The organism is Dehalogenimonas sp. W, from assembly GCF_037094495.1.
Taxonomy (GTDB): Bacteria; Chloroflexota; Dehalococcoidia; order Dehalococcoidales; family Dehalococcoidaceae; genus Dehalogenimonas; species Dehalogenimonas loeffleri.
In genome coordinates, this window is record NZ_CP146612.1 from 1,038,646 (window position 1) to 1,063,475 (window position 24,830).

The window sequence follows — 24,830 nt, forward strand, 5'->3', positions numbered from 1 at the left end:
CGCGCCCTCCTTATACCTTGGATTCTAGCATGTCTTTTTTCTTTGTCAACAGAGACACCACCACCAGTGTCAGGAAGGCCAGCGGTACGGAGATGATGGCCGGCTGGCTGATGGGCATCGGCGCATCGGCGGCCGGCAGTTTATAGACCTGGGTGAACACGTCCGGCGACAGCAGAATCATCGTCAGTGAGCCGACCAGACCGACAATGATGGAGGCAATCACGCCCTGAGCGGTTACCCGGTTCCAGAACAGAATCATGATAATCGCCGGCAGGTTGGCTGAGGCCGCAATGGTAAAGGCCCAGCCCACCAGGAACGATACATTCATATGCTGGAAGGCCAGCCCCAGTCCCATGGCCAGTATACCGACAAAGATGGCGGTGGCCCGCCCGACCAGTACCATAGCGTTATCCGACATCTTGACTTTAAGCGTCTTGTGGGCCAGGTCAATGGCCACCGCACCGGAGGCCGCCACGATCAGGCCGCTGACCGTGCCCAGAATCGTTGCAAAGGCGATGGCGGAGATAATGGCAAAGATGCCGATACCGAAAGCTCGCGCCAGCAACGGCGCCGACATATTTTCGTTGGTGAGGTCAATGACCCCGCTGGTCATCGCCCCCAGGCCCAGGAAGAAGGTCAGCAGGTAAAACAGGCCGATAGCCCCCACCGCCACAATGGTGGATTTACGGGCAAAGGCCGGGCTGGGCACGGTGTAATACCGGATGAGGATATGCGGCAGCGCCGCGGTGCCCAGGAACAGCGACAGCATCAGCGACACAAAGTTCACCCGGTCGGCGGTGCTGGCGCCCTTGGCCGGGTCAATCTTGAATTTCTGTCCCGGTACCAAAATATCGGCGCCCTGAGTGGGTACCTGGTAATAGACGGTGGCGGTCGCCTCGCCGTCCTGAATCTTTTGGCTGCCCCAGCGGATGACTTCGCTGTCCTTAATGACACCGAAGAAGGAGAAAAGGTTCACCGGCCCGGTCTCGGCATTAACCTGACCTTCAATCTCACTCAGGTGACCCACCGGGAAGAACAGGCCTTCCTCCTTGGGCGCGCCGTTGTACATGTCGGTCCCCGTCGGGGAGGTCACAATAGACTGCGCCTGGGTCAGCACGCCGTCGGCGGCTTCCAGTTTCCAGTAGTTAACCAGGCCGTTGTGTTCCGCCTTAACAAAGGTGCGGTTGTTGACGGTGAATTCTTCCAGCAGGGTAAAGGAGTTGTCGGCCACGGCCAGACTGCCCGGCGTGGTATTGGTCAGTTCCAGCGTCTGCAGGTTGTTCAGCGGGCTGTCCGGGTCGCCGGGGGCGGTGGAGAAACCGTTGACCAGCAGCAGCACCGTCAGGATCAGGGAAAACAGCACCAGCAGTCCGCCCTTGATGAACTGCACCCAGGTGGTGGAAGCCATGCCGGCGGTGGCGACGATGAGAATAACGATACTGCCGACAATCAGCACACCGGCCTCAAAAGGCAGGCCCAAAAGCGGCGTAATCAGCGCCCCGGCGCCCACCATCTGAGGAATCAGGTAGAACAGGGACACCACCAGGGTGGACACCGCGGCGGCGAAAACCACACCGCGGGACTTGAATTTGGCATCAATGGCCGAGGCAAAGGTGTACTTACCCATGCGCTTGAGCGGCTCGGCCACCACAAAGAGGGCCACCATCCAACCGGCCAAAAAGCCGATGGAATAGAGGAAGCCGTCAAAACCGTACAGGGCAATCATGCCGGCGATGCCGAGGAAGGAGGCGGCGGAGAGATAATCGCCCGCAAAGGCAATGCCGTTGACCGACCAGTGGATATTGCCGCCGGCGGCAAAGTAGCCGGAGGCTGATTTGGCGCGCTGGGCAAACCAATAGGAGATACCCAGCACCGCTAGGACAAACATGATAAAGATAATGACTGCCAAAGGTTCGGCGGAGTAATTCATTAAACCTTATCCTCCCGTTCGTGAGTCACCGGGTCGTCATGTTTTTCCTTATTGGAACAAAGCTTGTTGTAGACGACGGCCAGGACAATTGCCAGGATGATGATGAAGAAGCCATAGACGATGGAAATGTTCAGGTCACCGACATCGGTGGCCATGAACGACGGGCTGATGACGCTCATCAGTACAAAGCCCATGTAGATGGGGGTGAAAATGGCAAACATAATCAGCCCCAGTTTGGACTTGTACGACCCGGATTTTTCCACCTTCCAATCCGTTGAAGGTCCGTGGTTCATAAAAAAACGCCTCCTTGAAGAAAAGAAATTTTTGGTAGCGTGAATACTGGTGCGGGGGTAATATGATTTATTATGGTTTTGTGTTTAGTCTTACTGGCTCCTGATAACCGGGCCGGGCATGTCCCGACCAACGCCCCTCTTCCCCTCACTACCTCCGGTTATTTGTGTGTTATTTCGGTCCTTATAATTTTGGTATTTGATATTAGGATTTCCCGGCAGGGTCTACTGCCAACTTCTACCGTCATTGCGAGGCTCTGAAGCAATCTCGGTGCCCCATAGCTGAAAGCTGATTGCTGACGGCTGAAAACTCGCTCTCCCCCAGTCATTGCGAAAGCGCGTAAGCGCTTGTGGCAATCTAAAACCCACTTCCATTCTGTCATCCTCGGCGAACGCCGGGGATCCACTCCCCATTATTGTAAACGGTCTACTGTCTACTGATTACTATCAATCTCGCCGTAGGGGCGAGTCATGCCTCGCCCGCCCCGTCATTGCGAGGCTCTGCCGAAGCAATCCCGGTTCCCTTATTGAAATATTGGAAATTGGTAGTATTTGTAGTATTGGTAGTATTTACCCGGTACTCATAACTGTCTACTGTAAACTGAAAACTCTTTACTCTTTCCCCACCCGTATCATCATCACCGGAATCCGGGAATGCCGCACCACCCGCTCCGCCACACTGCCGATGAGCCAGTTAGCCGGCCAGCTACGGCCGTGAGTGGACATGGCAATGATGTCCACATTTAACTCTTCCGCCATCTTGATGATGGTGTTGGCCGGGGAGCCTTCGCGCAGGTGGGCAGACACCTTGAAACCGGCGGCCTTCATCTCTTTGGTAATCTTATCCATATAGGTAACGGCCTTCTGGCTCTGCTCCGCCACGGTTACCGCGGCAATAGCTGGATCTTCAAAAGCGAACTCCTGGGCCGGATTGGCCGCAATATTCAGCAGGGCAATCTCGGCGGCTTCGGAATAAGCCAGCGCCTTGACGTGGGGCAGTACTCCTTCGGCAGTCTTAGAACCATCAAGGGGTACCAGTATCTTCTTGTACATCCGGATTGGTGTCCTTTACGTTTGATATTTCGTCCGACCTCGGCCAAAACCTGACGTGGAGCGTGACCTGAGTCCTAATCCTTTGGAAAACCACGGTATCATACAATAATCAGGGCCCCCGGTGCCAATTACATCTTGTGCTGTCAGTCCCCGGCACAATTGACATAAAACCATCTTTGCGATACAGTTAGCCCGCCAAGCAGAGCGGGCAGCCGCCGCGGCATTTATTTGCCGGGGAGGAAAGTCCGAGCTCCACAGGACAGGGCGCCGGGTAACCCCCGGGAGGGGCGACCCTATGGAAAGTGCAACAGAAACATACCGCCAGCGGCCCCGCAAGGGGTGCGGGCAAGGGTGAAATGGCGAGTTAAGAGCTCACCGGCGTACGGGAGACCGTCCGGCCGTGAAAACCCCGCCTGGAGCAAGGCCAAATAGGGGAACATATGGCGTGTGTCCGCGCTGTTCCCGGGTTGGCCGCACGAGCCTGCCGGTAACGTCAGGCCTAGATAGATGGCTGCCGCCCTTCTTCGGAATGGTACAGAACTCGGCTTATAGCTCTGCTTGGCAATCCCCCCTCGCCCGCCCCTTTTCTGTCATTACCCGCGAAAGCGGGTAATCCACGTCCCTGGTTACTGTCTACTGTCTACTGTCAACTGCCAACTGCAAACTAAACAGCTGACTGCTGACAGCTCTCTCCCCATCGTCATTGCGAGGCCGCCCTGGCGGCCGTGGCAATCTAAAAACCCGCTTCCATTCTGTCATCCTACGCGAAAGCGTGGGATCCACGTCCCCGGTTACTCATTACTGTTCACTGGCTACTGTAAACTAAATAGGCTGTAAGCTGACTGCCGCCGCCTATTTCCTTGTAAAGCCATGACAATTAGCGCAGTCGTATCCCTTTTCTTCGGAATGCAACTGGTGCATACGGTAGTAGCTCAGGTTTTCGCCGGACTTGTCCGCGTGACACTGGGTACACACAACGTCAGTGGAATCCTTCAACACATAACCCAGAGCCTTAAGGTCAATCCTGGCCGTACTTTCATGGCAGGCGCCACACAGCAGGGCTTCCTCTTTCGGGGCCACTTCATGGTTCAGCATCAAGTATTCATCGGCGATGATCCATTCCACCAATTCAGAGGCGCTGTAACCCATATTGACCAACCCGGCAATAGCGGCCGCATTGCCGTCGCCCGTCTTAAAGAACACACTGGTATCCAGAGCGATCAACTGGCCCAGATTCGGGGCGTACGGTTGCTCTGAAGTCTTGTATTTGAAAGCGTACAGCTTGCTGGCCGGGTCGTTGAGCGCCCCCAGCGGTCGACTGATGGATATGTGGCAGGTCAGTGGATTTTCAACGACCTGATCGTACATATTATACATATAGCTGTTTTTGTTCCAGAAAAGGTAAACCGGTGTAACGTCGTTGGCCAGATGGAGTTCCGGTTCATATTTGGTGCCGGTATATTCATTCTCCAGCCAGGTCCGGTGTGTCTCCGTCGCCTCGGAAGCGGCGGTATCGTCGGCATTCTTGCCGTAAATCGGTATATGGCAGGTCTGGCAGGCTACTTTATCAACATGGTTGTTGACCCCCTGGACTTTGTGGCCGGTTGAAGTCAGTTTATCTTCGTGGCAATCGGTACATTGCGGCACTATCAGAGAATCACTTACTCTCAGGTCGCTGCCCCGGCCCGGCGCCCGGTGATCATTGAAAATATGGCAGTCCACGCACTCCAGGTTGGCCCCGTTGGTCGCCATGTGGACGTCAAAATTAACATCGCCGGTAACGGCATGAGCCAGTGACAGGTCGCCGCGTTTCAGGGAATCACCCCCGCCGCCCTTGGCATGGCACTGGAGGCAATTCGCTTTCACCGGGCGGTGAACGGTCTGAGCGGCTTCGTCCATGGTTATCGTCATTTTTGCCGTATCCGGCTGGAAAATACCGTTCACTTCCACCCGTTTGTAGGCCTGCTGGTGACAGATCAGGCAGTCAATGTTCTCCAGTTGTTCCTGGGTTTGTTCCGCCGTCGGCTCCAGTCCCAGACCTACATGGCAATTCCCGCAGGTTTCCCAGTTGCCCAGAATGTTAATGCAGAAGGTGTTGAACGCCCCGGCGATCTTACCTTGCAGTGCCGGCCCGATCGTGGTTCCCTGGGCAGTGCCCAGGCTGATTCCGGCCCACTGATAATGGACGGATTCATGCATGTCTTTGGCTTCTTCAATGTGGCAGGACAGGCAGGTGTCCACTCCCTGCCAGGAAATGTATTCGTGCGGATTATCACTCAGCACGGATTGCAGATTAGTCACCAGTGTGCCCCCGTTTTCCAGGTTGAGCGTCACCGCGGTGCCGCGGGGCAGGTGGTTCAAAGGCTGAGTGGTGATTCCCAATTGGGAAGAGTGGACATCGTTAATCTGGGTATGGCAGTAACAGAGGTATTCAGCAGTCTCATAGGACAGAGATTCGCCGGCTTCGTTTAGAATGGTAATAGTGTTGCCGTTAATCTCTTCAAGGGTTCCGGTAACCTGGGCCGGCAGCGGTTCGGGTTCCGGTTCGGTGGTACATCCGGCCGCAAAGGCTGCCGTCAGCATCAACAGGAAGAAGAAAGCTATCAGATATATCTGTTTCGTTCGGCTCATTTGATGTGACTCCGGAATGCCCCACCCAGACTATCCCTGCTTCATCGAGCGGTATTATATCTTTAGACCTATATACAGTCAAATAAAAGTCCCTTCCGGTTCAATATATCGCCACTGTCGGCCATCCCGGTCCCCCCTATTTTGTTGTCTTTGCGAGGCCGCCCTGGCGGCCGTGGCAATCTAAAACCCACTTCCATTCTGTCATTACCCGCGAAAGCGGGTAATCCACGTCCCCGGTTTCTCATTACTGTTCACTGGCTACTGTAAACTAAATAGGCTGAAAGCTGACTGCTGACAGCTTCACCTCATCGTCATTGCGAGGCTTTGCCGAAGCAATCCCGGTTCCCCGTTTTGGTCCTTTAATATTTGAATTTTGATATTGTTTTGGATTTAGAAATTAGAGCTTAGATATTCGCAGCTAAAAGCTGATTGCTGATGGCTGAAAGCTCACCATCGTTAAGATTTATGACTCCGTTAACCCGTTATTTACTCCCTGGTTATCATACTCTTACTAAAACTAAGCATGTTGGCGGATACCCAAATTAACATTCTGTTATTATAATGATAGTAAGTTGAAATATAGAATAGAGAAGGAGGGGATGAAGCAATAGAATATAGCTTTGTTTCAACTGACAAATACCAACAACATTCGTATTTTAAGAAAGAGAGGGTAATATGGGTAAATTCCATCACACGGTAAGCCGCCGTGATTTCATGAAAGGGCTCGGTCTGTCGGCCGCCGGACTCGGCGCCGCCACAGTCGCTAATCCCGGCTTCCATGACCTGGACGAAGTCACGGCCTCCGCCGGCGGCGAACTTAAGCGCGCCTGGTGGGTCAAGGAAAATGATTTTGGCAATCCGGCCACCTTGGAAATCGACTGGAGTCTGGTTAAAAGACCGGACCGCTCCAAGATCTCCACTTTCCCTTATCGCAACAGCACTCATCCCACTGCCGTTTACAACAAGGAACATTTTGCTGAGTTACAGAAATCAGTCATTCAGCACGCCGCCCCGGATTGGGAAGCTGACAGTATTCAGGACTTGGCCATGAGCGGCGCCACTCTGGCGCTCCGCTTCTACAACTACTACACCCCCGCCGGCAAAACCATGTTCATGGGCTATCAAAACTCCCCGACCCCGGCTGACCGCAACATGGCGCGCTGGGAAGGCAGCCCTGAAGAGAATATCCGCCTGCTCCGTCACGCTTCCCGCTTCTTCGGTGCTTCCAGCCTGAGCGTTACTTTACTTGATGAAGACACCAAGAAACTGATCTTTGAAAAAGAATCCAATGGTAAGGCTTATGTCTTCCGTGATGTCGCCGATGTTGAAGAAACGGCGACGGAATACATCATTCCCAACCGATTCAAATACATGATTACCTGGACCCACCTCCAGGCCACCGAGTTGACCCTGCGCGAGCCTTCCACCCTTGGTCAAAGCGCCAGCAATATGGCCTACAGCCGCTTACCTTTCATCTCCGTTCAGATGCAGGAATTCATTCGCGGCCTGGGTTACCACGGCATCAACGCCTGGAGCGGCGAGATGGCGTCATCCAATCCCTTCGGTGTGCTGTCCGGCGCCGGTGAACACGGCCGCTTTGGTTTTGCGGTCATCACCCCGGAACTGGGTTCTATGGTACGCGGTATGTGCCGCATGCTGACCGACCTGCCCCTGGAGCCCACCAAGCCGATTGACGCCGGTATATCCCGGTTCTGTCTGACCTGTGCCACCTGCGCCAAATTCTGTGCCTTCGGCGCGCTGTCGCTGGAAGATCCTTCCTGGGAATCCCTGAAGGAAGCCGATACCGGCGTGCCTTACAGCCCGGACGGGTTCAAGGGCTGGCGTCTTAACACCGTTAAATGCGCTAACTGTACCGCCTGTCAGGCCTTCTGCCCGTTCAACTCGTCGGGCCGCTCCAGCTTCATTCACGAGTTCGTAGCCGGTACTTCTTCCATCACCCCGATCTTCAACGGCTTCTTTGCCAACATGGAAGAAGCCATGCACTACGGCAACAAAGATCCGCGGACCTGGTGGGAGAATGAAGAGTACCTGTACGGCATCAATCCCAAATTCATCTAAACTGATAATTTACTTTTGAAAGGAGCTAAAATATGGAACTAACACCTCTGTGGATAGTAATTACCGCCGTAATCGTTCTCGGCCTGGTTCAGCTTTTCGGCTGGATCAAAAAGAATGATGCCAAACCGGCCTGGTGGGTCTGGGGACTGGGCGCCATCGGTCTGCTGCTGGTACTGATGGCCATCCAGCACTATGTCGGTACTATGGCTGAAATGTACCCCACCGCCGCCGTAATGGGTGCCGCCCTCTTCATCGTTCCCGGAGTCATCCTCCTGGGTCTCTTTGGCTGGCGTCTCTCGGCCTCAAAGTCGTAAGACACAGAAAAACGTTGTATCCGAAAAGGGGAGGCGCACCGCGCCTCCCCTTTTCCTTTTCTGCCGTGCGGCCGTGGCATTTCCGTAGCAACTGTCTTGGTTAGGCATATTTCCACTCAGTACGGTGTTTGATAATTGCATTCAAGATGGTAAGTAGACGTCTCATGCAAGCGACCAGTGCCAGCTTTTTCGCTTTACCGTGGCTCAGGAGGTGATAATAGAACTCGCTGATTAAGGGATTGTACCGAATACCTACCAGGGCCGCCATGTAAAGTGCAGCCCTGACCGTGGCCCGGCCTCCCCAAATCATTCGTTTGCCTCTCATGGCTCCGCTGTCTCTATTGAATGGTGCCACGCCAACCAAAGCTGCTATCTGTTTACGATTCAGGGTGCCCAGTTCAGGCAATTCAGCCAGAATAACCGCAGACAGTACATTACCGATGCCCGGCACGCTCTTTAACAACTCGTCCTTTTCACGCCATACCGGACTGTTTTGAATCATCTGCTTCAAATCATCGTCTATGCGGCTGAGTTCCTCACGCAACCATGCGATGTGAGCAAGAATGTGGAGTTTAATTTCTTCATGATAAGGTTTGTCCACGGGAAGTCTCCGCTTTGACCATATCAGATAACTGGCGGCGCCGGCTTACTGTAGCCTTGAGCCTCAAGGCCTGGTCATCGTTCACCGGCCGTATTGCCGGCTTGATGACCGCCGCGAAACTGGCAATGACCGATGCATCAATCTTGTCTGTCTTGGCCAATTTGCCTATTGCCCGGCGTATTCCCTGATCTGGCGGGCATTGACGACCACCACTTTTACGCCTTCAGCGGCCAGAGCCACGGTCACCGGGATTTCATAACCGCCGGTCGGCTCCAATACCACCAGTTCCGGGGAGTGTTTGCTGATTAGGGTCAGCAATTGGCTGATGCCCTTCTCATCATTGGAGAATTGCCATGAAGACTCATCGGGGTTTGCCGCCACATCCAGCGGTTTTTGGAGACATCGATGCCGAAATAACAGAGCGTTGCCATGAGATTTCCTCCTGTCTCTCCCTTCCTTGCGTATACGGGCTGAGAATCCTCGCCCCGACAACTGTTCGGGATCTGGAGAGGTATTTCGGCGCGGCGACCCATGCTACGAACGGTCTTTAAGACCAAGGGGCGAACGGCCTGCCGCGCTTCACTTAATGATAGCACTGTCTCAAGATACAAGGGGCGAGGCATGCCTCGCCCGCCTGGTAATAAGGCTGAAACCTGATTGCTGATGGCTGACAGCTCGCTCCCCTCCGTCATTGCGAGCCTGCGCCGAAGCAATCTCGGTTCCCTTATTCAAATATTGGAAATTGGTAGTATTTGTAGTATTGGTAGTATTTCCCGTTACTGTCTACTGTAAACTAAAAAAAAGCTGACAGCTGATTGCTGATGGCTGACAGCTCGCTCGCCCCTCCGTCATTGCGAGCCTGCGCCGAAGCAATCTCGGTTCCCTTATTCAAATATTGGAAATTGGTAGTATTTGTAGTATTGGTAGTATTTCCCGTTACTGTCTACTGTAAACTAAAAAGCTGACAGCTGATTGCTGATGGCTGACAGCTCGCTCCCCTCCGTCATTGCGAGCCTGCGCCGAAGCAATCTCGGTTCCCTTATTCAAATATTGGAAATTGGTAGTATTTGTAGTATTGGTAGTATTTCCCGTTACTGTCTACTGTAAACTAAAAAGCTGACAGCTGATTGCTGATGGCTGACAGCTCGCTCCCCTCCGTCATTGCGAGGCCGCCCTGGCGGCCGTGGCAATCTAAAACCCACTTCCGCTCTGTCATCCTACGCGAAAGCGTAGGATCCACGTCCCCGGTTACTGTTTACTGAAAACTAAAAAGGCTGAAAGCTGACTGCTGATGGCTGATAGCTTGCCAAGTTTGTTATTTGATGCTTAGAGCTTGGGATTTCCCGCCCAGCGGGCCTGTCATCCTACGCGAAAGCGTGGGATCCACGTTCCTGGTTACTGATAACTGCCGATTGTCAACTGTAAACTGTAAACTGCCACCTTTAGTGCTTGGGATTTGGAATTCCCTGCCCAGCGGGCCTGTCGTCCTCGGCGAAAACCGGGAATCCAAAAAAGCTGATAACTGACTGCTGATGGCTAATAGCTCGTCAGGTTTTGATCCTTTAATATTTGAAATTTGATATTGTTTTGAATTTAGAAATTAGGGATTAGATATTCCCGGCTAAAAGCCGGGCCTCCCCCTGTCCACCCTTGCCATAACGTGTTGATATTAAAAGAATGCGAGATAATCAGATGGCAATAGGGCATTAGGGGTGGACATCAGTCCACTAAATCCTTGAGAATCCCCCGGAACGACATTGCACCGCCATCAATAGCACCGGTTATAATACCCCCCATATGACTCACCCGCATCTTCACGAATTTGTCCTCCACTGCGCTGAGCGTGCCGGACATGAATGGCTGGATCTCTACGACGAAATGTGCCGTACCGCCGCGCGCCGTAAATATCGCGGCCTGGGCTACGCGGAACTCCGGGCCATGGGCTTGCCGCTTGATTTAAACGGTCTGGATATCACCGCCGCCCTGGTGGACGAGGTCCTCAATAAACCCGCCGACGCCGGCTAGCGTCCTTATTCCCTCGTCCCTGCAACCCGCAACGAAGCAATCTCGGTTCCTAAAGGAGTCTGTCATCCTACGCGAAAGCGTGGGATCCACGTCCTCATTACTGAAAACCACAAACCGGGCGTTTTGGTAGTTGACATAGCACTCCCCCTGGTGTTAAATAATCGTGTGAAAGGGACTACTACACAGCTTTGACTCCCGATAAACTCCCTCATTACTCCCTTCATGCTATTGAACGTATGATGGAAAGGCACATCACCAAAGCTGAAGTTGAGTTTGTTCTGAACAATCCGGAGGAAACCCGTTCAGACCCAAAGGGCAACATTATCCAGGTAGCTTTCCCCGGCGGCAGGCGGATAAAAATCGTGGTTTCCAGGGACAGTAGTAACTTCATCATCACCGCCGCCGATTAAGGAGACAACATGTTGATTCAATACGATAAAGAAGCCGACGCCATATATATCAAATTCAAGCAGGGCAAGTATGCCTACGGCAAGGAATTAGATGATCTGCGCCGTGTGGATTATGACTCCAAAGACCGGCCTATCGGTGTTGAGCTGTTATGCGTCAGCCGTGGTATTGATACCATGGACCTCCCCCGACGCCCTGAGATTGATGAATTACTCGCACAACAATGTTTCAAGGTGCTGGTTTAAACATCCGCCGAAGCAATCCCGGTACTCTTATTCAAATATTGGAAATTTGTAGTATTGGTAGTATTGCCCGTTACTGCCTACTGCCGACTGTCAACTGTCAACTGTAAACTGCCATTTTTAGTGCTTGGGATTTGGAATTCCCTGCCCAGCGGGCCTGTCATCCTACGCAAAAGCGTGGGATCCACGTTCCTGGTTACTGAAAACTGTCAACTGTTCACTGTAAACTAAAAAGCTGCCCGCTCGTCAGGCTACACTCACTGACGATCTTGTACCGGCGAAGGCCATCATCGGCAAAGAACCGGGTTCCACGGTCAAACAGCGGAATTCATCGGGGGATAACCTGATCAGATGACCATTGACTAAAAATTCTATCCAGGTTATCGGTCGGTTAACATCATCAGGGTTGAGAACCACAGGGATTACCCTGGTAATCTCAAACTCGTTGTCCATCACCAGCCCGATGCGGTTACACCATTTATGAAAGGACGGGCTGCCCTTGATTCCGTTAACCTTGTAAGTCTGACCTGGGCGTAAGCTGGTTAAATCAATCATGCTCGTCCATCCCCTTTCTTTTTTAGTGTCCGTTATTGATGGTACAACACGCCCATTGTGAAATCATATTCGTAGTCTTACCTATTTTTCAGGATAATCAACCCCTAAATCAAACCGCCCGAACCACTGATTACTGAAAATGGACCGTTGCCTGCTTACGGCTGACAGCTACTGAACTGTTTACTGTCTACTGTGGACTATCTAATGGCAGATTTAGTGCTTGGGATTTGGAATTTCCGTAGCAACTGTCTTGGTTAGGCATATTTCCACTCAGTACGGTGTTTGATAATTGCATTCAAGATGGTAAGTAGACGTCTCATGCAAGCGACCAGTGCCAGCTTTTTCGCTTTACCGTGGCTCAGGAGGTGATAATAGAACTCGCTGATTAAGGGATTGTACCGAATACCTACCAGGGCCGCCATGTAAAGTGCAGCCCTGACCGTGGCCCGGCCTCCCCAAATCATTCGTTTGCCTCTCATGGCTCCGCTGTCTCTATTGAATGGTGCCACGCCAACCAAAGCTGCTATCTGTTTACGATTCAGGGTGCCCAGTTCAGGCAATTCAGCCAGAATAACCGCAGACAGTACATTACCGATGCCCGGCACGCTCTTTAACAACTCGTCCTTTTCACGCCATACCGGACTGTTTTGAATCATCTGCTTCAAATCATCGTCTATGCGGCTGAGTTCCTCACGCAACCATGCGATGTGAGCAAGAATGTGGAGTTTAATTTCTTCATGATAAGGTTTGTCCAGACGGGAAGTCTCCGCTTTGACCATATCAGATAACTGGCGGCGCCGGCTTACTGTAGCCTTGAGCCTCAAGGCCTGGTCATCGTTCACCGGCCGTATTGCCGGCTTGATGACCGCCGCGAAACTGGCAATGACCGATGCATCAATCTTGTCTGTCTTGGCCAATTTGCCTATTGCCCGGGCGTATTCCCTGATCTGGCGGGCATTGACGACCACCACTTTTACGCCTTCAGCGGCCAGAGCCACGGTCACCGGGATTTCATAACCGCCGGTCGGCTCCAATACCACCAGTTCCGGGGAGTGTTTGCTGATTAGGGTCAGCAATTGGCTGATGCCCTTCTCATCATTGGAGAATTGCCATGAAGACTCATCGGGGTTTGCCGCCACATCCAGGCGGTTTTTGGAGACATCGATGCCGAAATAACAGAGCGTTGCCATGAGATTTCCTCCTGTCTCTCCCTTCCTTGCGTATACGGGCTGAGAATCCTCGCCCCGACAACTGTTCGGGATCTGGAGAGGTATTTCGGCGCGGCGACCCATGCTACGAACGGTCTTTAAGACCAAGGGGCGAACGGCCTGCCGCGCTTCACTTAATGATAGCACTGTCTCAAGATACAAGGAGCGAGGCATGCCTCGCCCGCCCGGTAACCAGGCTGATAGCTGATGGCTGAAAGCTGAAAGCTCGTCACGTTTTGGATTTAGAAATTAGAGCTTAGATATTCGCAGCTAAAAGCTGACTGCTGATGGCTGACAGCTCGCCCCTCCGCCCTTGCTTGCTTTCAGTAGTATAATATCAGGGTAAGTGATGCTCTTGTTAAGAGTTGGAAGTTGTCTTAAGCCAGGGGAGGTCGGGCGATGTTTAAAAGAATCAGCTATCTCATGTTGGTGATTGCGTTCGTTTCCATGCTGGTGCTTGCGGCGTGTTCCCAGGACTCTGCTGATGTTAACAATCCCCCACCCACCACTCCGGCCATCACGGATGCTGACAAAGAAGGCATCGTTTATATCTATGAACTGGAAAAGTTAGCCAGGGATGTCTACCAGCACTTCTACACCACCTGGGGATCGCCTGTCCTGAATGTTATCAGCGGCAGTGAGCAATCCCACATGGATATCATGAAAGAACTCATGGATAAATATAACCTGGCTAATCCGGCTGCCGGCAAAGGTAGTGGTGAGTTCAGCACCAGTGACCTGCAACAAATGTACAACGCCCTCATCCTGAGCGGTTCAGCCTCAGAGATTGATGCCCTGCTTACCGCAGCTGAGATTGAGGAATTGGACATCATAGACATCGCGGAAGTCGTGGCTAAAATAGATAAATTTGATATCGTCTCCGCCTTCAATAAATTAACCGAAGGCTCCGAGAATCATTTAGGGATATTTACCGCCAAATTAAAAGAACTGGGCGTGGAATACCAGCCGCAGCACATCTCTCAACAGGAGTTTGACCGGATTATTGCCACGGTGACCACCCCCACCGCTACCAGTACCCCTGTGATTGCCACCTTCAGTGAACTGGCGCTGAAAGGTAAATTATCCTATAACGGTAACTGCTTTAACTGCCACGGCAACTCTTTATCTACCGGGCCTTCCAGTGTTGCCATTTTAGCGTCATACCAGAACGCCCAAGGCCTGCTGGCGCGGATTTCCACTATGCCGACAAGAGGCCAGCAGGATGAATGGGAAGTAATATCCTATCTGCTCCTGGAACATAATTGGGTTTCCGGCGATGCGGTATTTAATAAAGACACCCTGTCTCAGATATTATTAACGCGGTGATCAAAGTGCGCGCTGACTGCTGACTGCCCACCCATCCGTCTTTGCGAGGCCGCCGCGGCGGCCGTGGCAATCTCGGTCCCTCAGGGGTTTGTCATCCTACGCGAAAGCGTGGGATCCACGTTCCTGGTTACTGTCTACTGTAAACTGTTCACTGTAAACTAAACCGCTGACTGTTGACAACTCGTCACATTTAGAAATTAGAGCTTAGATATTCGCAGCTGAAGGCTGACAGCTACTGAAAACTAATCACAACAATTTCAGTAATTCAGCTTGAGAAAGTTCAGTATCTCTCATGATCTTTTTCATCAAACCGCGGCCAATGGTTTCGCCTTTGTGAACCGGCACCACCGTCGCCCTGCCGTCCGTATGAGCCAGATACACATGACTACCGCGTTGTCTTAGTATTGAAAAACCGGCCTTTGATAGCGCCTTAATCAGCCGTTCCCCGGTCAATGCCGGAATTCTGCTCATACCGCTATTTTCTGAACACCAATGAATTGAAGCCCTTCCCCAAGATCATCTTCAGTTTCAAGGCATAACAACACGGCTTCCTTGATCCGGATCATTAATTTGTCCAGTGTCTTGGCCTGGGTATGGCAGCCGTGGAGTTGCGGAACACTGCCTACAAAATACCCGTCTTCATCCTTTTCAATTACAACAGTGAATTCTTTCATTCTAGAGTCCTTATTTCACCCGGCCGCCGAGGCCATGGCAGGAGGAAAATATGTTGTTTATAGCTGTATACGATTCCAATATCCAGTATAAATCCGTATTGCCTAAATATCAACCGAAATCTGACTCGGCGGCAGCCGGGGATCTAAAAAGCTGAAAGCTGACTGCTGACGGCTGACGGCTGACAGCCCCCCCCCTCGTCTTTGCGAGGCTCCGCCGAAGCAATCCCGGTACTCTTATTTAAATATTGGAAATTTGTAGTATTGGTAGTATTTGCCTCGCCCGCCGGGTAACTAGGCTGATAGCTGAAGGCTGATGGCTAATAGCTCGTCAGGTGTTGGTCATTGTGATTTTGGTATTTGAAATTGTTTTGGATTTAGAAATTAGAGATTAGATATTCCCGGCCAAAAGTTTCACCCACCCCGTCTTCGCGAGGCTCCGCCGAAGCAATCCCGGTACTCTTATTTAAATATTGGAAATTTGTAGTATTGGTAGTATTGGTAGTATTGGTAGTATTGGTAGTATTTGCCATTCCGGCTCTTGACACTTCCCCGTTTCCGTTGTATTGTATTAGAACATAGTTCTAGTACCATGGTACTGTGGTGTCAGAAATGTGAACCAATAGGGTCGTACTAAGATACTATTGACTATACTCAAACAGTAACACTATAATCATTTGTACTCTCTGGAAACAAAATATAAACATGGGAGTAAAGTCTGAGGACTGAAAGGTGGTGACAAACAGAATGAAGTTCCTAGAAAATCTAAAAATGAAAAAACTCCGCAAGGGCCAGAAAGGCTTCACCCTTATTGAGCTTTTGGTGGTCATTGCCATCCTGGGCGTCATCGCCGCCGTGGCCGTGCCGAATATCATCAGCTTTATTGGGAGTGGTGAGACTGAGGCTGCCGCTGCTGAATTGCACAATGTAACAGTCGCAGTTACAGCGGCGTTAGTTGCAGGTGATGGCACTATTATCGGCTATTCTAACGTTGTAATTCCTGCAAAAACTACACCTGCCAACGACCCTGGCACCTATCTATTAAGCACTACTCAGTGGAAGTATACAATCGGTACTACCGGTACGATTGCTCAAGGTGCCAAAGCTTAAAGAATTTTTGTTCGTTCAAGCTCTAATACTGAGCCTCCCTTGGGAGGCTCAGTATTTTTGAATAAACACCAGTTAACCTTTAAGCTGACAGCATTGTGAAATCGATTTATTATTTTTACGGTGGCCTGATGGTCCTAGTTGGGCTTTTTCTAGCCGCTCATTTTGCGGTTGTCGCTTCGCCGACGACTCCGTTCTTTGATGAAAAATACTACATAGTAGATGCCCGCCATATTATCGCAGGTGACGGCACCGACCGGATAGAACACCCACCCCTCGGTAAACTGATTATCAGCTCCGGCATCTTGATATTCGGTGATAATCCCTTCGGCTGGCGTATCATGCCGGTGCTGTTCGGTGCTGCCTCCATTGTCCTGCTGTATCTCATCTGCCGTCGCTTGAATCTGGGTGGGCGGGCGGCTTTCTTTGTCACCTTCCTATTTGCGCTGGAAAACCTGAGCTTTGTTCAGTCCGGTATCGCCATGCTGGACGTTTTCAGCGTTACCTTTATGCTGGCTTCTTTCTATCTCTATTTGCGGGGTAACTGGCTGTCCAGCGGTGTATTTATCGGGCTGGCCGGGCTGGCCGGGCTGGCCAAGCTAACCGGTTTCCTGGCTTTACCCATCATCGCCTTGCACTGGCTGCTTACCAACCGCCGAAAGGTTCGCCGTTTCGCCCTTTCCCTGGCCGCCGCCCCGGCGGCCTATCTGGCCGTTCTGCCGCTATTGGACTGGGTCATCTGGGGCAAGTTCATCAATCCGGTTACTGAAACCAAAACCATGCTGGACGTGTTAAGTGCTTCCACCTTCGCTAATCTGCCGTCGGAGATGCTCAGCCGTCCCTGGGAGTGGCTGACGCAGATTGAACTTATCACCTATTGGCCGGAGCCGCACTATCTGGCCATGCTCAGTCCCACATTACTGCTGCTCTGGCTTCCTGCCGCTATATATACCGTCGCTAAATTGAGGGATAAAGCCCCCTGGGCGTTATTCGCTGCCGTCTGGTTTGCCGGAACGTACCTGTTATGGATACCGGCTACCCTGATTACCGACCGCATCAGTTACATCTTCTACCTCTATCCGGCAGTCCCGGCCATTGCCCTGTTCACCGGTTGCGCCTTGCTGGCTCTGGAGAGCCGTCTGCTGCGTGACCGGTTAGTCTGGCGGGTCAAGGTCGGGCGTTGGCTTATTACCGTGGTGGCCCTTATTCACCTGGGCTTGTTTATCTACCTGTCGCCCCTTCCTTACTGGGGCAAACTGGTGTTTGGTTTGGCGTTCTATGTTCTGCTGCGGTATTATCTGAACAGGGCTGACAATGAACCGCTCAATACTGAGGTATTGACATAAAAAATCATTCGGTTATAATAACTAGAACAAATTAGAACACCCCTGTATTTTGAGGGTCATGGAGGCGGTCTATGAGTAAAGTTAGGCGACAGAGCGGATTCACCCTTATTGAAATACTGGTCGTTGTTGCTATTCTTGGTGTCATCGGTGCTTTCGCTATTCCTAATATTCTTTCGTTTATGGGTAGAGGTGATGTCTCTGCCGCTAAAACCGAACAGCATAACCTCACCGTTGCCGCCAGTGCGGCGAAATATGCGGTTGAAAATGGGGAAGCCGCCAGTTTCGGCTTTGATGCCACTGCCAAAATTTGGGACCCCGACGCTGAAGGTCTGGACAAAGGTGACCCGGCTTATTACCTGGATAAGGTCACTAAGTATCAGTGGGCGGTCAGCAGCACGGGTACTGTAACCCCCGGTTCCGCGGCTGACGGTAATCCCATCGGCAGCTAATGTGCCGCCACCCACCCGTAGGGGCCGAACTCAGATCGGCCCGCCCGGTAAAAGCGCTGAAGGCCCCCCCTCGTCATTGCGAGCCTCCGGCGAAGCAATCTCGGTACTCTTATTCAAATATTGGAAATTGGTAGTATTGCCCGTTACTGATTACTGTTCACTGTAAACTAAAAAGCTGAAAGCTGATCGCTGACAGCTCACCCCCCCCTCGTCATTGCGAGCCTCCGGCGAAGCAATCTCGGTACCCCGTTTTGGTCATTGTGATTTTAATATTGGGATTTGTTTGTTATTCGGTGCTTAGAGCTTGGGATTTCCGTAGGGGCGAGGCATGCCTCGCCCGCCCTGGTAAAAATCTGATAGCTGACTGCTGATAGCTGATGGCTCACGACCCCCCCCCGCCCGCCTTGCCCTCCGCCGTTCATCTTGCTAATCTTACGGCGTGAATCTTCACTTTTTCCGTAACACCCTCATCGGCCGGCATCCGTCGGTCACCGCTTTTATCATCGCCCATATTGCCATCTTCGCCTTCGTCTTTAACTCCGGTTTTTATGCCGACTATGTTATTGATGCCTTTGGCATTTTTCACCAATATGCCGCGGATATCCTGAACGGCCAGTTGCCGTACCGGGATTTTGCCGTGGAATACCCTCCCGTTGCCCTGTTGCTGATGGTTATCCCGGCGCTGTTTGGTGACGGGTATGCCTCTTTCTCCACCGCTTTTGTTGCCGGTATCATTTTTATTGATCTGCTGACGCTGGTCTTGCTGGCGGGCTTGTCCCGCCGCTTGGGGCTGACCGTCTGGAAGACGCTGGCGGTTTACACGCTAGCGCTGCTGGCCGTCGGGCCTATTGTCTCGCTCCGGTACGACCTGCCGGTGGCGGCTTTGACCCTTCTGGCTGTCTTTGCCCTCATCGTTGGCAGAAATAAAACCGCCTGGGTTGTCCTGGGGCTGGCGGTCATGGCCAAGCTCTATGCCGTGGTGCTGGTGCCGCTCTTTCTATTGTGGCACTGGCGCCGGGGGGAAAAGCGGGCGCTGGTACACGGCAGTCTGGCCTTCGGTATCACCCTGGCGGTATTGTCGGCGGTGCCGCTCGTGATCAGCGCCGGGGGCTACATTGATTCCTTCCTCTATCATTCTGACCGGCCGATTCAGCTTGAATCCCTGTATGCCTCGGTCATGCTGGCCGGTGATCGCCTGGGCTGGTGGGTGGCGGATACCTTTTATTCCTTCGGCTCGGTTAATGTTGCTGCACCGGGTGCCGGTTTCTTCGCCTCGTATTACTGGCTGTTCGTCGGTGCCGGTTTACTGCTGGTCTATTGGCTGTTTGACCGCTTTCTGGTCAGAACCGAGGGTGTAAAGAACAAAAAAGGGGAGCGGGATAATGCGCGGGCACTGGGGCTGGTGGCTTTTTCCGCGGCGGCAATAACGGTGTTTATGGTGTTCAATAAAGTCCTGTCGCCGCAGTTCATCATCTGGCTGCTGCCGCTGGTTCCTCTGTTGTGGCGGGCCAGTCGGTTATCCTGGGTGATATTGTTTGTTGTCGGCTGGCTGACGGCTTATGTCTATCCGCTCCATTACATTGAACTCCAGTTGGGCGAAGGGGCGGTCACCTGGGTGCTGCTGGCGCGGAATGTCCTGCTGGTTGGGCTGGTGTTTACGCTGGTGCGCGGCATCATGAAAATGAAATCATTGGATTACCATGGACCGATCCTCCAGCGGAATGGCAAAAAATTCGGTAAAAGTACCTATTGACAAATCATGCCGGCAGTAATAGATTTATTAGTAATCAGGTCTGGGAGGTGACGTATGCGTAAAACATTCAGGCCGGTAATCTTGGTTCTGTGTCTGGCGCTGCTGCTGGTGATGGCCGTGGCGGTGCCTGTGGCAGCCGCTCCGGGTGGTGTTAAGGGGCCGCCGGAGAAAACCACAATCGTCGCGCCCACTGTCGGCGGTCCGGTTGACGGTGTCGTCAAAGCCCCGGTGGCTATGGTTCCGGACAAAAGCGCCCTGCCGCCTTTTGGTGGTGAATATCCCGGCGAAGGTGAGCCCAGTCTTCCCGGAACGGTCTTCTGGGATGAAGGGGATGACCTGGAGGTCTGACGAAAAACCATAAATCGTGACGGGTGGTAGCGTTTTAAGTGGCCTCGTCACCCTGCGGCTTGTTGCCGCTTCAGGTAATCCAAGATCTCCTGCGCCACTTTAATGTGCCATTCTTCTTCTTTGGCGATCTCCCGGAATTTAGGTTTCAATCCTTCCGGCAGCAGTCTGACTACCTCGCTATGCATCTGATGCGCCAGTTCTTCCCGCGCTTCCTGATCTTCAAACATCTTAACCAGGTCGCCGTCATCGGGGAAGGACTCAAAGTTCCATTCTGCCTTGCCGCCCAGTTTTTCAATGGACGCAGCTACCGTGTCGGCGTGTTTCACTGAGGCGGCGGACAGGTGCATGACCTTGTCCCTGATGACGGGATCCTTAAAGGCATTGGAGATGCGCGGCAGGTGGATGATGATGGAGTATTCCAGGTTGAGGGTGCGGTTCAGGAGCGTGATGACCTCACTGTAATCGGGCTGTGCCGTTTTACCCATCGGTGCCTCCGTCCAGCAGCTTTTTAAGTAGTCAGGCGTGATTATACTCCCGGTCATGCCCGTTGCCAAACGGCTGGCTGGCACCTTGCAGGCAGGGATGTAGCTTGTTGCTTAAAAGAGCAGCATCCGGCAGGATTGCTTACCTTGAGGATTGGAGAAGAATCATAGAAAAAACTTGAGAGAGAACCACGGAGGAATCAACACCCTCGCGATGCTCGCTCTTCTTGATACAGTCTAATGCTATCATAAAATCAGAAGTTGTCAATCTCACAAGAATAGCCTGCCAATCACGGTACTCTTATTCAAATATTTGAAATTGGTAGTATTTGTAGTATTGGTAGTATTACATTCCCCCGGTACTCATAACTGTTTACCGCCTACTGATTACTGAAAACTGCCGGCTTTGGCGCTTGGAACCTGGAATTTCCGTAGGGGCGAGGCATGCCTCGCCCGCCCGGTTGGTCTGTCATCCTACGCGAAAGCGTGGGATCCACGTCCCTGGTTACTGTTTACTGCAAACTGTCTACTGTAAACTAATCAGCTGAAAGCTGATTGCTGACGGCTGATAGCTAACTAACCCTCTTCCCCCACCCTGAACTCCGTTATCCGCCGCACCAGGTCATACGGCACCGGCTTGCCCAGCGGGAATTGCGCTGAGCCCTTAGCCTTTTTGTAGGGTGCCAGTTCCTTATCAAAGGCGGTGATGCCGGACGGGGTAGGGTACAGGCCGATGTGATGTTTGAAGGCGGCGAAGTGAATCAGGTTTTTCCCCTTCAGTTTGAAAGTGGGCATCTGATACCTGATGGCCTCAACGGCCTCCGGCGCGGCGGCGCTGATGGTGCGCCGCATTTCCTGAAGGATTACCTGCACCTCTTCAGGGAACCTGGCGATGTATTCGTCAATGGTTTGGGGTGGGTTTTTATTATCCATGACAGTATTCTAAGGCGATTTGGACTGAAAGCCAAGAACAAAGCTGTAAACACCGAAAGTTCCATAAGCACAACGTGTCGTCACCGGACTTTACGATCGCAAGTGTCCAGTACCCTCCACCTGACATTGATGTAAGGCGTCAGGGTTATTCACTCATGATTATTTATGGAGGATCAATCCCCGGCAGGGAAACCAGGAATTCGGCACCGGTACCCGGCTTGCTTTTTGCCTCAATACTGCCTTGATGGGCCAGGACAATTTCTTTACTGATGGCTAACCCCAGTCCTACTCCGGTTCTTAGCCCGTTAATCTGATAGAAGCGGTCAAATACTCTTTCCAAATGATCCGGATGAATTCCCGGACCTTCATCAATGACTGAGGTTATTATTTTCTTGTCAGTGTTTCGGGCCTCTATCCTGACCTCGGAGAAAGAAGGGCTGTTTTTTACGGCATTATCCAGCAGATTATTGAAGACCTGTTCCAGCCGTTCCGCATCGCCCTGTATCCATAGTCCGGATTCGGCTGTCAATTTCATGGTAATGGATTTATCAGCAGCCGCAATGCTTAACAGATCAATGGATTGCTGCAGGATTTCTGTCATGTCGCATTTACTAAACTGCATCTGAAACTGACCTGACTGAAGACGGGACAGATCCAGGAGTTCGTCAATCTGATGCCGCAGTCGGCGTGACTCATTGTTAATGACCAGCGCGGCCTTGTTGCGGGTAGTGTCATCAGCCGCGGTGCCGTCAATCAGTGCCTGAGAAAATCCCTGAATGGCGGTCAGCGGGCTTTTAAGCTCGTGTGATATATCGGCTACAAAATGCTGTAGTTTTAGTTGGTAGGCCTCAACCTTATCGGCCATGCGGTCAAAACTCCGGGCCAGATTACCGATATCTCCGGGTTCCCTGGATTTGATCCGGTATTTGTAATCACCCCCGGCAATTGTGTCGGCGGCCAGAATTACCTCTTTGACTGGTCGTGAAACTGAGCGTGCCAGCAACAGGGCCAGAATCAGGGATCCGGCCAGGGCGATGATGCCGGCCCAGAAAAAAGGTCGGATCAACCCTGACACAATAGCCCCGATTTTCGGTTGCGGTATTGCCACCACCAGTTGCTGGGCTTTGATGAGCTGTTGGGGCGCCTGTCCCAGGGGATAGGCGGCGTATAGAAAAGCCTCACCGCTGTCGGCCACAAATTCACCGGTCGTTGCCTGTGTAATGCCCTGAGGAAAAGAACCTTGAGCGACTGAAATCGGGCCTTGATCCGCCGGAGCGATCTGACGTAACACCGAGCCGGTTCTGCCGACAAAAAAGATAGTTACCTGATTGGTGTCTGCCTGCTCCTGCAGATTTTCCACTAATTCGGTGACCGTGGTGCCGCCCCTGACCAGGGAAACAATCTGGACGCTGATCGGTCTGGCCGTGTCCTGGAGGCTTTCCAAAGCCAACCGGTCGGCATATCCGCGAAGCAGTATCGTGCTGCCTAAAGCCGCCAGCGATAAGGTGACGATGACCGCCAGTGAATAGGTAAGGAACAATCTTAAACGGAGACTCATGGAATTTCCTTTACCGCTTTTACCTTGTAGCCGATACCGCGCAATGTCTCTATCTCAATGCCGGTATCTTCGAGTTTAGTCCGCAGATGATTGATATGAACATCCACGGTGCGGGTATCCCCATAATAATCATACCCCCATACTTTATTGAGCAGCGTCTCCCGACTGAATACGACACCTGGCTGGCGGACAAGCGTCAGCAGGAGTGTGAACTCCTTGTGTCGTAAAGGAATAACCGTACTATCCGCTGTTACCTGGCGTCCGGCAATATCAATATCCAATCCGCCCAGCTTGATGACTTCGGGCGTTGCGCCCATATTACTGCGCCGGAGTAACGCCTTGACCCGGGCTAGCAGTTCATGAGGATTAAAGGGTTTGGTCAGGTAATCATCGGCGCCGGACTCCAGGCCAACGATCTTATCAATGTCCTCACGACGGGCGGAAAGCATAAGCACCGGTACCTGACTGAACCGGCGCAATCTTTTTAGAACCTCAAAGCCGTCAATATCAGGCAGCATGATGTCAAGTATTATCAGGCTGGGGCTGGCAAGGGTAATCTGATTAATTGCTTCAATTCCGCTGGCCGAACTGACTACCTTGTAGCCCTCCCGTTCCAGATAAAGTCTGGCCAGCTCCACAATATTGGGTTCATCGTCGATAATGAAAATCGTATCCATAATCCACTTAGCATTATAACCGAGCCGAATTGATAAATGAATACAGGCCGGATTTTATCTTGCCGGCCTGTATATTGTACTCAAACCTAATAACCTACCTGATTTTCAGCCGGTACTAACCGGCGGCGTCCAGCCCGGATGGGCGTCATCCCAGGCTTTAAGGATCTGATTGGCCTGTCCCTGGGTGATGCGGTCATTGTCGACGAGGCGGTCCTGCAGGGCGACCACGCGGTCGCGGTTCTCCATCTGGAGGATGCGGTCAGTAAGTCGTTCAATGAGGGGCTTCCAGTCCGGATGAGCGTCATCCCAGGCTTTGAGGATCTGATTGGCCTGTCCCTGGGTGATGCGGTCGTTGTCGACGAGGCGGTCCAGCAGGGCGACTACGCGGTCGCGGTTCTCCATCTGGAGGATGCGGTCAGTAAGTCGTTCAATGAGGGGCTTCCAGTCCGGATGAGCGTCATCCCAGGCTTTGAGGATCTGATTGGCCTGTCCCTGGGTGATGCGGTCGTTGTCGACCAGGCGGTCCAGCAAAGCGACCACGCGGTCGCGGTTCTCCATCTGGAGGATACGCTCGGTGATTTGTTCCAGCGTTACCTCAACATTACTTGCTGCCCTTTCATTTGCCGGTGGCGCATCGGCGGCAAAGGTAGTGACTGCACCGAATGTCAGTGCCGCCAGAGCCAGTGTTAAGGCTACGAATCTGATAATGTGTTTGTTCATAATCCCTCCTTCTGAGACCATGATAGCAACCAGATGTTATCGCAGTATTATCCGAATGTAAAATGTTTGTAAACTGCGGCAATCAGTCATCCTCAGCGCAAGCCGGGGATCAACAACGTAATGT

General features: G+C 52.3%; 24 protein-coding genes, 1 other RNA gene and 1 pseudogene. 12 read left to right on the forward strand and 14 right to left on the reverse strand.

The genetic code is table 11. The features are described 5' to 3' along the window. Nucleotides 1–10: 10 nt before the first annotated feature. The 3 genes from V8247_RS05370 to V8247_RS05380 all read right to left on the reverse strand — a co-directional run bounded on the left by V8247_RS05370 (nt 11) and on the right by V8247_RS05380 (nt 3,273). Nucleotides 11–1,930: a cation acetate symporter gene (locus tag V8247_RS05370; RefSeq protein ID WP_338736814.1), complete on the reverse strand. Its 1,920-nt coding sequence runs from the start codon at nt 1,928–1,930 to the stop codon at nt 11–13. Next, nucleotides 1,930–2,223, reverse strand: coding sequence for a DUF485 domain-containing protein (locus V8247_RS05375; RefSeq protein ID WP_338736816.1), 294 nt, complete (start codon nt 2,221–2,223; stop codon nt 1,930–1,932). The genes V8247_RS05370 and V8247_RS05375 overlap by 1 nt, the downstream gene beginning before the upstream one ends. Nucleotides 2,224–2,832: 609 nt before the next feature. Beyond that, entirely contained in the window at nt 2,833–3,273 is a 441-nt protein-coding gene (locus V8247_RS05380; RefSeq protein ID WP_338736817.1) for a universal stress protein, read from the reverse strand. Between the two features lie 196 nt (nt 3,274–3,469). Here V8247_RS05380 and rnpB point away from each other — a divergent pair. Next, an RNA gene (gene rnpB / locus V8247_RS05385) (RNase P RNA component class A) lies at nt 3,470–3,838 on the forward strand. A 287-nt stretch (nt 3,839–4,125) separates the two neighbouring features. On the opposite strand, the gene V8247_RS05390 is transcribed toward rnpB, so the two are convergent. After that, nucleotides 4,126–5,904, reverse strand: coding sequence for a hypothetical protein (locus V8247_RS05390; RefSeq protein WP_338736818.1), 1,779 nt, complete (start codon nt 5,902–5,904; stop codon nt 4,126–4,128). Between the two features lie 675 nt (nt 5,905–6,579). Here V8247_RS05390 and V8247_RS05395 point away from each other — a divergent pair. After that, the gene (locus V8247_RS05395; protein WP_338736819.1) at nt 6,580–7,983 is read left to right on the forward strand and encodes a reductive dehalogenase; all 1,404 of its coding nucleotides are present in this window, start codon (nt 6,580–6,582) and stop codon (nt 7,981–7,983) included. Nucleotides 7,984–8,015: 32 nt separating this feature from the next. Next, nucleotides 8,016–8,297: a dehalogenase gene (locus tag V8247_RS05400; protein WP_338736820.1), complete on the forward strand. Its 282-nt coding sequence runs from the start codon at nt 8,016–8,018 to the stop codon at nt 8,295–8,297. A gap of 100 nt (nt 8,298–8,397) precedes the next feature. Here V8247_RS05400 and V8247_RS09140 read toward each other — a convergent pair. Then, nucleotides 8,398–9,329, reverse strand: a pseudogene (locus tag V8247_RS09140) (IS110 family transposase). A gap of 1,366 nt (nt 9,330–10,695) precedes the next feature. On the opposite strand from V8247_RS09140, the gene V8247_RS05420 reads away from it, so the two are divergent. From V8247_RS05420 to V8247_RS05430, 3 genes are all read left to right on the forward strand, one after another. Further along, on the forward strand, nt 10,696–10,923 hold the full coding sequence (locus V8247_RS05420) for a hypothetical protein (RefSeq protein ID WP_338736825.1): 228 nt from the start codon (nt 10,696–10,698) through the stop codon (nt 10,921–10,923). Between the two features lie 188 nt (nt 10,924–11,111). Beyond that, nucleotides 11,112–11,333, forward strand: coding sequence for a DUF4258 domain-containing protein (locus V8247_RS05425; RefSeq protein ID WP_338736826.1), 222 nt, complete (start codon nt 11,112–11,114; stop codon nt 11,331–11,333). Between the two features lie 9 nt (nt 11,334–11,342). Further along, nucleotides 11,343–11,576: a DUF2283 domain-containing protein gene (locus tag V8247_RS05430; RefSeq protein WP_338736827.1), complete on the forward strand. Its 234-nt coding sequence runs from the start codon at nt 11,343–11,345 to the stop codon at nt 11,574–11,576. 243 nt (nt 11,577–11,819) lie between these two features. On the opposite strand, the gene V8247_RS05435 is transcribed toward V8247_RS05430, so the two are convergent. After that, on the reverse strand, nt 11,820–12,128 hold the full coding sequence (locus V8247_RS05435) for a hypothetical protein (RefSeq protein WP_338736828.1): 309 nt from the start codon (nt 12,126–12,128) through the stop codon (nt 11,820–11,822). 254 nt (nt 12,129–12,382) lie between these two features. Continuing rightward, nucleotides 12,383–13,318: an IS110 family transposase gene (locus V8247_RS05440; RefSeq protein ID WP_338736829.1), complete on the reverse strand. Its 936-nt coding sequence runs from the start codon at nt 13,316–13,318 to the stop codon at nt 12,383–12,385. A 417-nt stretch (nt 13,319–13,735) separates the two neighbouring features. Here V8247_RS05440 and V8247_RS05445 point away from each other — a divergent pair, with 417 nt between their 5' ends. Next, a complete protein-coding gene (locus V8247_RS05445; RefSeq protein ID WP_338736830.1) occupies nt 13,736–14,662 on the forward strand; it encodes a DUF2202 domain-containing protein in 927 nt (308 codons plus the stop codon). A 246-nt stretch (nt 14,663–14,908) separates the two neighbouring features. On the opposite strand, the gene V8247_RS05450 is transcribed toward V8247_RS05445, so the two are convergent. Together V8247_RS05450 and V8247_RS05455 are read right to left on the reverse strand one after the other, a co-directional pair. Next, entirely contained in the window at nt 14,909–15,133 is a 225-nt protein-coding gene (locus V8247_RS05450; RefSeq protein WP_338736831.1) for a type II toxin-antitoxin system HicA family toxin, read from the reverse strand. Then, the gene (locus V8247_RS05455) at nt 15,130–15,336 is read right to left on the reverse strand and encodes a type II toxin-antitoxin system HicB family antitoxin (protein ID WP_338736832.1); all 207 of its coding nucleotides are present in this window, start codon (nt 15,334–15,336) and stop codon (nt 15,130–15,132) included. Before V8247_RS05455 ends, V8247_RS05450 begins: the two co-directional genes overlap by 4 nt. 744 nt (nt 15,337–16,080) lie before the next feature. On the opposite strand from V8247_RS05455, the gene V8247_RS05460 reads away from it, so the two are divergent. From V8247_RS05460 to V8247_RS05480, 5 genes are all read left to right on the forward strand, one after another. Then, nucleotides 16,081–16,443: a type II secretion system protein gene (locus V8247_RS05460; RefSeq protein WP_338736833.1), complete on the forward strand. Its 363-nt coding sequence runs from the start codon at nt 16,081–16,083 to the stop codon at nt 16,441–16,443. 95 nt (nt 16,444–16,538) lie between these two features. Continuing rightward, nucleotides 16,539–17,786, forward strand: a complete 1,248-nt coding sequence (locus tag V8247_RS05465; protein ID WP_338736834.1) for a glycosyltransferase family 39 protein — start codon at nt 16,539–16,541, stop codon at nt 17,784–17,786. 71 nt (nt 17,787–17,857) lie between these two features. Further along, nucleotides 17,858–18,235, forward strand: coding sequence for a type II secretion system protein (locus tag V8247_RS05470; protein WP_338736835.1), 378 nt, complete (start codon nt 17,858–17,860; stop codon nt 18,233–18,235). A gap of 439 nt (nt 18,236–18,674) precedes the next feature. Further along, nucleotides 18,675–19,988 carry a glycosyltransferase family 87 protein gene (locus tag V8247_RS05475; protein WP_338736836.1) on the forward strand — a complete coding sequence of 438 codons (1,314 nt, stop codon included), beginning with the start codon at nt 18,675–18,677 and terminating at the stop codon, nt 19,986–19,988. 54 nt (nt 19,989–20,042) lie between these two features. Beyond that, a complete protein-coding gene (locus V8247_RS05480) occupies nt 20,043–20,336 on the forward strand; it encodes a hypothetical protein (RefSeq protein ID WP_338736837.1) in 294 nt (97 codons plus the stop codon). 47 nt (nt 20,337–20,383) lie between these two features. On the opposite strand, the gene V8247_RS05485 is transcribed toward V8247_RS05480, so the two are convergent. The 5 genes from V8247_RS05485 to V8247_RS05505 all read right to left on the reverse strand — a co-directional run bounded on the left by V8247_RS05485 (nt 20,384) and on the right by V8247_RS05505 (nt 24,706). Then, nucleotides 20,384–20,821: a ferritin-like domain-containing protein gene (locus tag V8247_RS05485; RefSeq protein ID WP_338736838.1), complete on the reverse strand. Its 438-nt coding sequence runs from the start codon at nt 20,819–20,821 to the stop codon at nt 20,384–20,386. Nucleotides 20,822–21,394: 573 nt separating this feature from the next. Beyond that, nucleotides 21,395–21,751, reverse strand: coding sequence for a DUF1801 domain-containing protein (locus tag V8247_RS05490; protein WP_338736839.1), 357 nt, complete (start codon nt 21,749–21,751; stop codon nt 21,395–21,397). 163 nt (nt 21,752–21,914) lie between these two features. Beyond that, a complete protein-coding gene (locus V8247_RS05495) occupies nt 21,915–23,309 on the reverse strand; it encodes a HAMP domain-containing sensor histidine kinase (protein ID WP_338736840.1) in 1,395 nt (464 codons plus the stop codon). After that, nucleotides 23,306–23,986: a response regulator transcription factor gene (locus V8247_RS05500; protein WP_338736841.1), complete on the reverse strand. Its 681-nt coding sequence runs from the start codon at nt 23,984–23,986 to the stop codon at nt 23,306–23,308. The genes V8247_RS05495 and V8247_RS05500 overlap by 4 nt, the downstream gene beginning before the upstream one ends. 105 nt (nt 23,987–24,091) lie before the next feature. Beyond that, on the reverse strand, nt 24,092–24,706 hold the full coding sequence (locus V8247_RS05505; protein WP_338736842.1) for a hypothetical protein: 615 nt from the start codon (nt 24,704–24,706) through the stop codon (nt 24,092–24,094). Between the last annotated feature and the right edge of the window lie 124 nt (nt 24,707–24,830).

What these genes read in the sequence shown, in the direction of transcription:
- V8247_RS05370 (WP_338736814.1), bottom strand. Translation starts at nt 1,930, where the DNA reads ATGAATTACTCCGCCGAACCTTTGGCAGTCATTATCTTTATCATGTTT.
- V8247_RS05375 (WP_338736816.1), bottom strand. Translation starts at nt 2,223, where the DNA reads ATGAACCACGGACCTTCAACGGATTGGAAGGTGGAAAAATCCGGGTCG.
- V8247_RS05380 (WP_338736817.1), bottom strand. Translation starts at nt 3,273, where the DNA reads ATGTACAAGAAGATACTGGTACCCCTTGATGGTTCTAAGACTGCCGAA.
- V8247_RS05390 (WP_338736818.1), bottom strand. Translation starts at nt 5,904, where the DNA reads ATGAGCCGAACGAAACAGATATATCTGATAGCTTTCTTCTTCCTGTTG.
- V8247_RS05395 (WP_338736819.1), top strand. Translation starts at nt 6,580, where the DNA reads ATGGGTAAATTCCATCACACGGTAAGCCGCCGTGATTTCATGAAAGGG.
- V8247_RS05400 (WP_338736820.1), top strand. Translation starts at nt 8,016, where the DNA reads ATGGAACTAACACCTCTGTGGATAGTAATTACCGCCGTAATCGTTCTC.
- V8247_RS05420 (WP_338736825.1), top strand. Translation starts at nt 10,696, where the DNA reads ATGACTCACCCGCATCTTCACGAATTTGTCCTCCACTGCGCTGAGCGT.
- V8247_RS05430 (WP_338736827.1), top strand. Translation starts at nt 11,343, where the DNA reads ATGTTGATTCAATACGATAAAGAAGCCGACGCCATATATATCAAATTC.
- V8247_RS05435 (WP_338736828.1), bottom strand. Translation starts at nt 12,128, where the DNA reads ATGATTGATTTAACCAGCTTACGCCCAGGTCAGACTTACAAGGTTAAC.
- V8247_RS05440 (WP_338736829.1), bottom strand. Translation starts at nt 13,318, where the DNA reads ATGGCAACGCTCTGTTATTTCGGCATCGATGTCTCCAAAAACCGCCTG.
- V8247_RS05445 (WP_338736830.1), top strand. Translation starts at nt 13,736, where the DNA reads ATGTTTAAAAGAATCAGCTATCTCATGTTGGTGATTGCGTTCGTTTCC.
- V8247_RS05450 (WP_338736831.1), bottom strand. Translation starts at nt 15,133, where the DNA reads ATGAGCAGAATTCCGGCATTGACCGGGGAACGGCTGATTAAGGCGCTA.
- V8247_RS05455 (WP_338736832.1), bottom strand. Translation starts at nt 15,336, where the DNA reads ATGAAAGAATTCACTGTTGTAATTGAAAAGGATGAAGACGGGTATTTT.
- V8247_RS05460 (WP_338736833.1), top strand. Translation starts at nt 16,081, where the DNA reads ATGAAGTTCCTAGAAAATCTAAAAATGAAAAAACTCCGCAAGGGCCAG.
- V8247_RS05470 (WP_338736835.1), top strand. Translation starts at nt 17,858, where the DNA reads ATGAGTAAAGTTAGGCGACAGAGCGGATTCACCCTTATTGAAATACTG.
- V8247_RS05480 (WP_338736837.1), top strand. Translation starts at nt 20,043, where the DNA reads ATGCGTAAAACATTCAGGCCGGTAATCTTGGTTCTGTGTCTGGCGCTG.
- V8247_RS05485 (WP_338736838.1), bottom strand. Translation starts at nt 20,821, where the DNA reads ATGGGTAAAACGGCACAGCCCGATTACAGTGAGGTCATCACGCTCCTG.
- V8247_RS05490 (WP_338736839.1), bottom strand. Translation starts at nt 21,751, where the DNA reads ATGGATAATAAAAACCCACCCCAAACCATTGACGAATACATCGCCAGG.
- V8247_RS05495 (WP_338736840.1), bottom strand. Translation starts at nt 23,309, where the DNA reads ATGAGTCTCCGTTTAAGATTGTTCCTTACCTATTCACTGGCGGTCATC.
- V8247_RS05500 (WP_338736841.1), bottom strand. Translation starts at nt 23,986, where the DNA reads ATGGATACGATTTTCATTATCGACGATGAACCCAATATTGTGGAGCTG.
- V8247_RS05505 (WP_338736842.1), bottom strand. Translation starts at nt 24,706, where the DNA reads ATGAACAAACACATTATCAGATTCGTAGCCTTAACACTGGCTCTGGCG.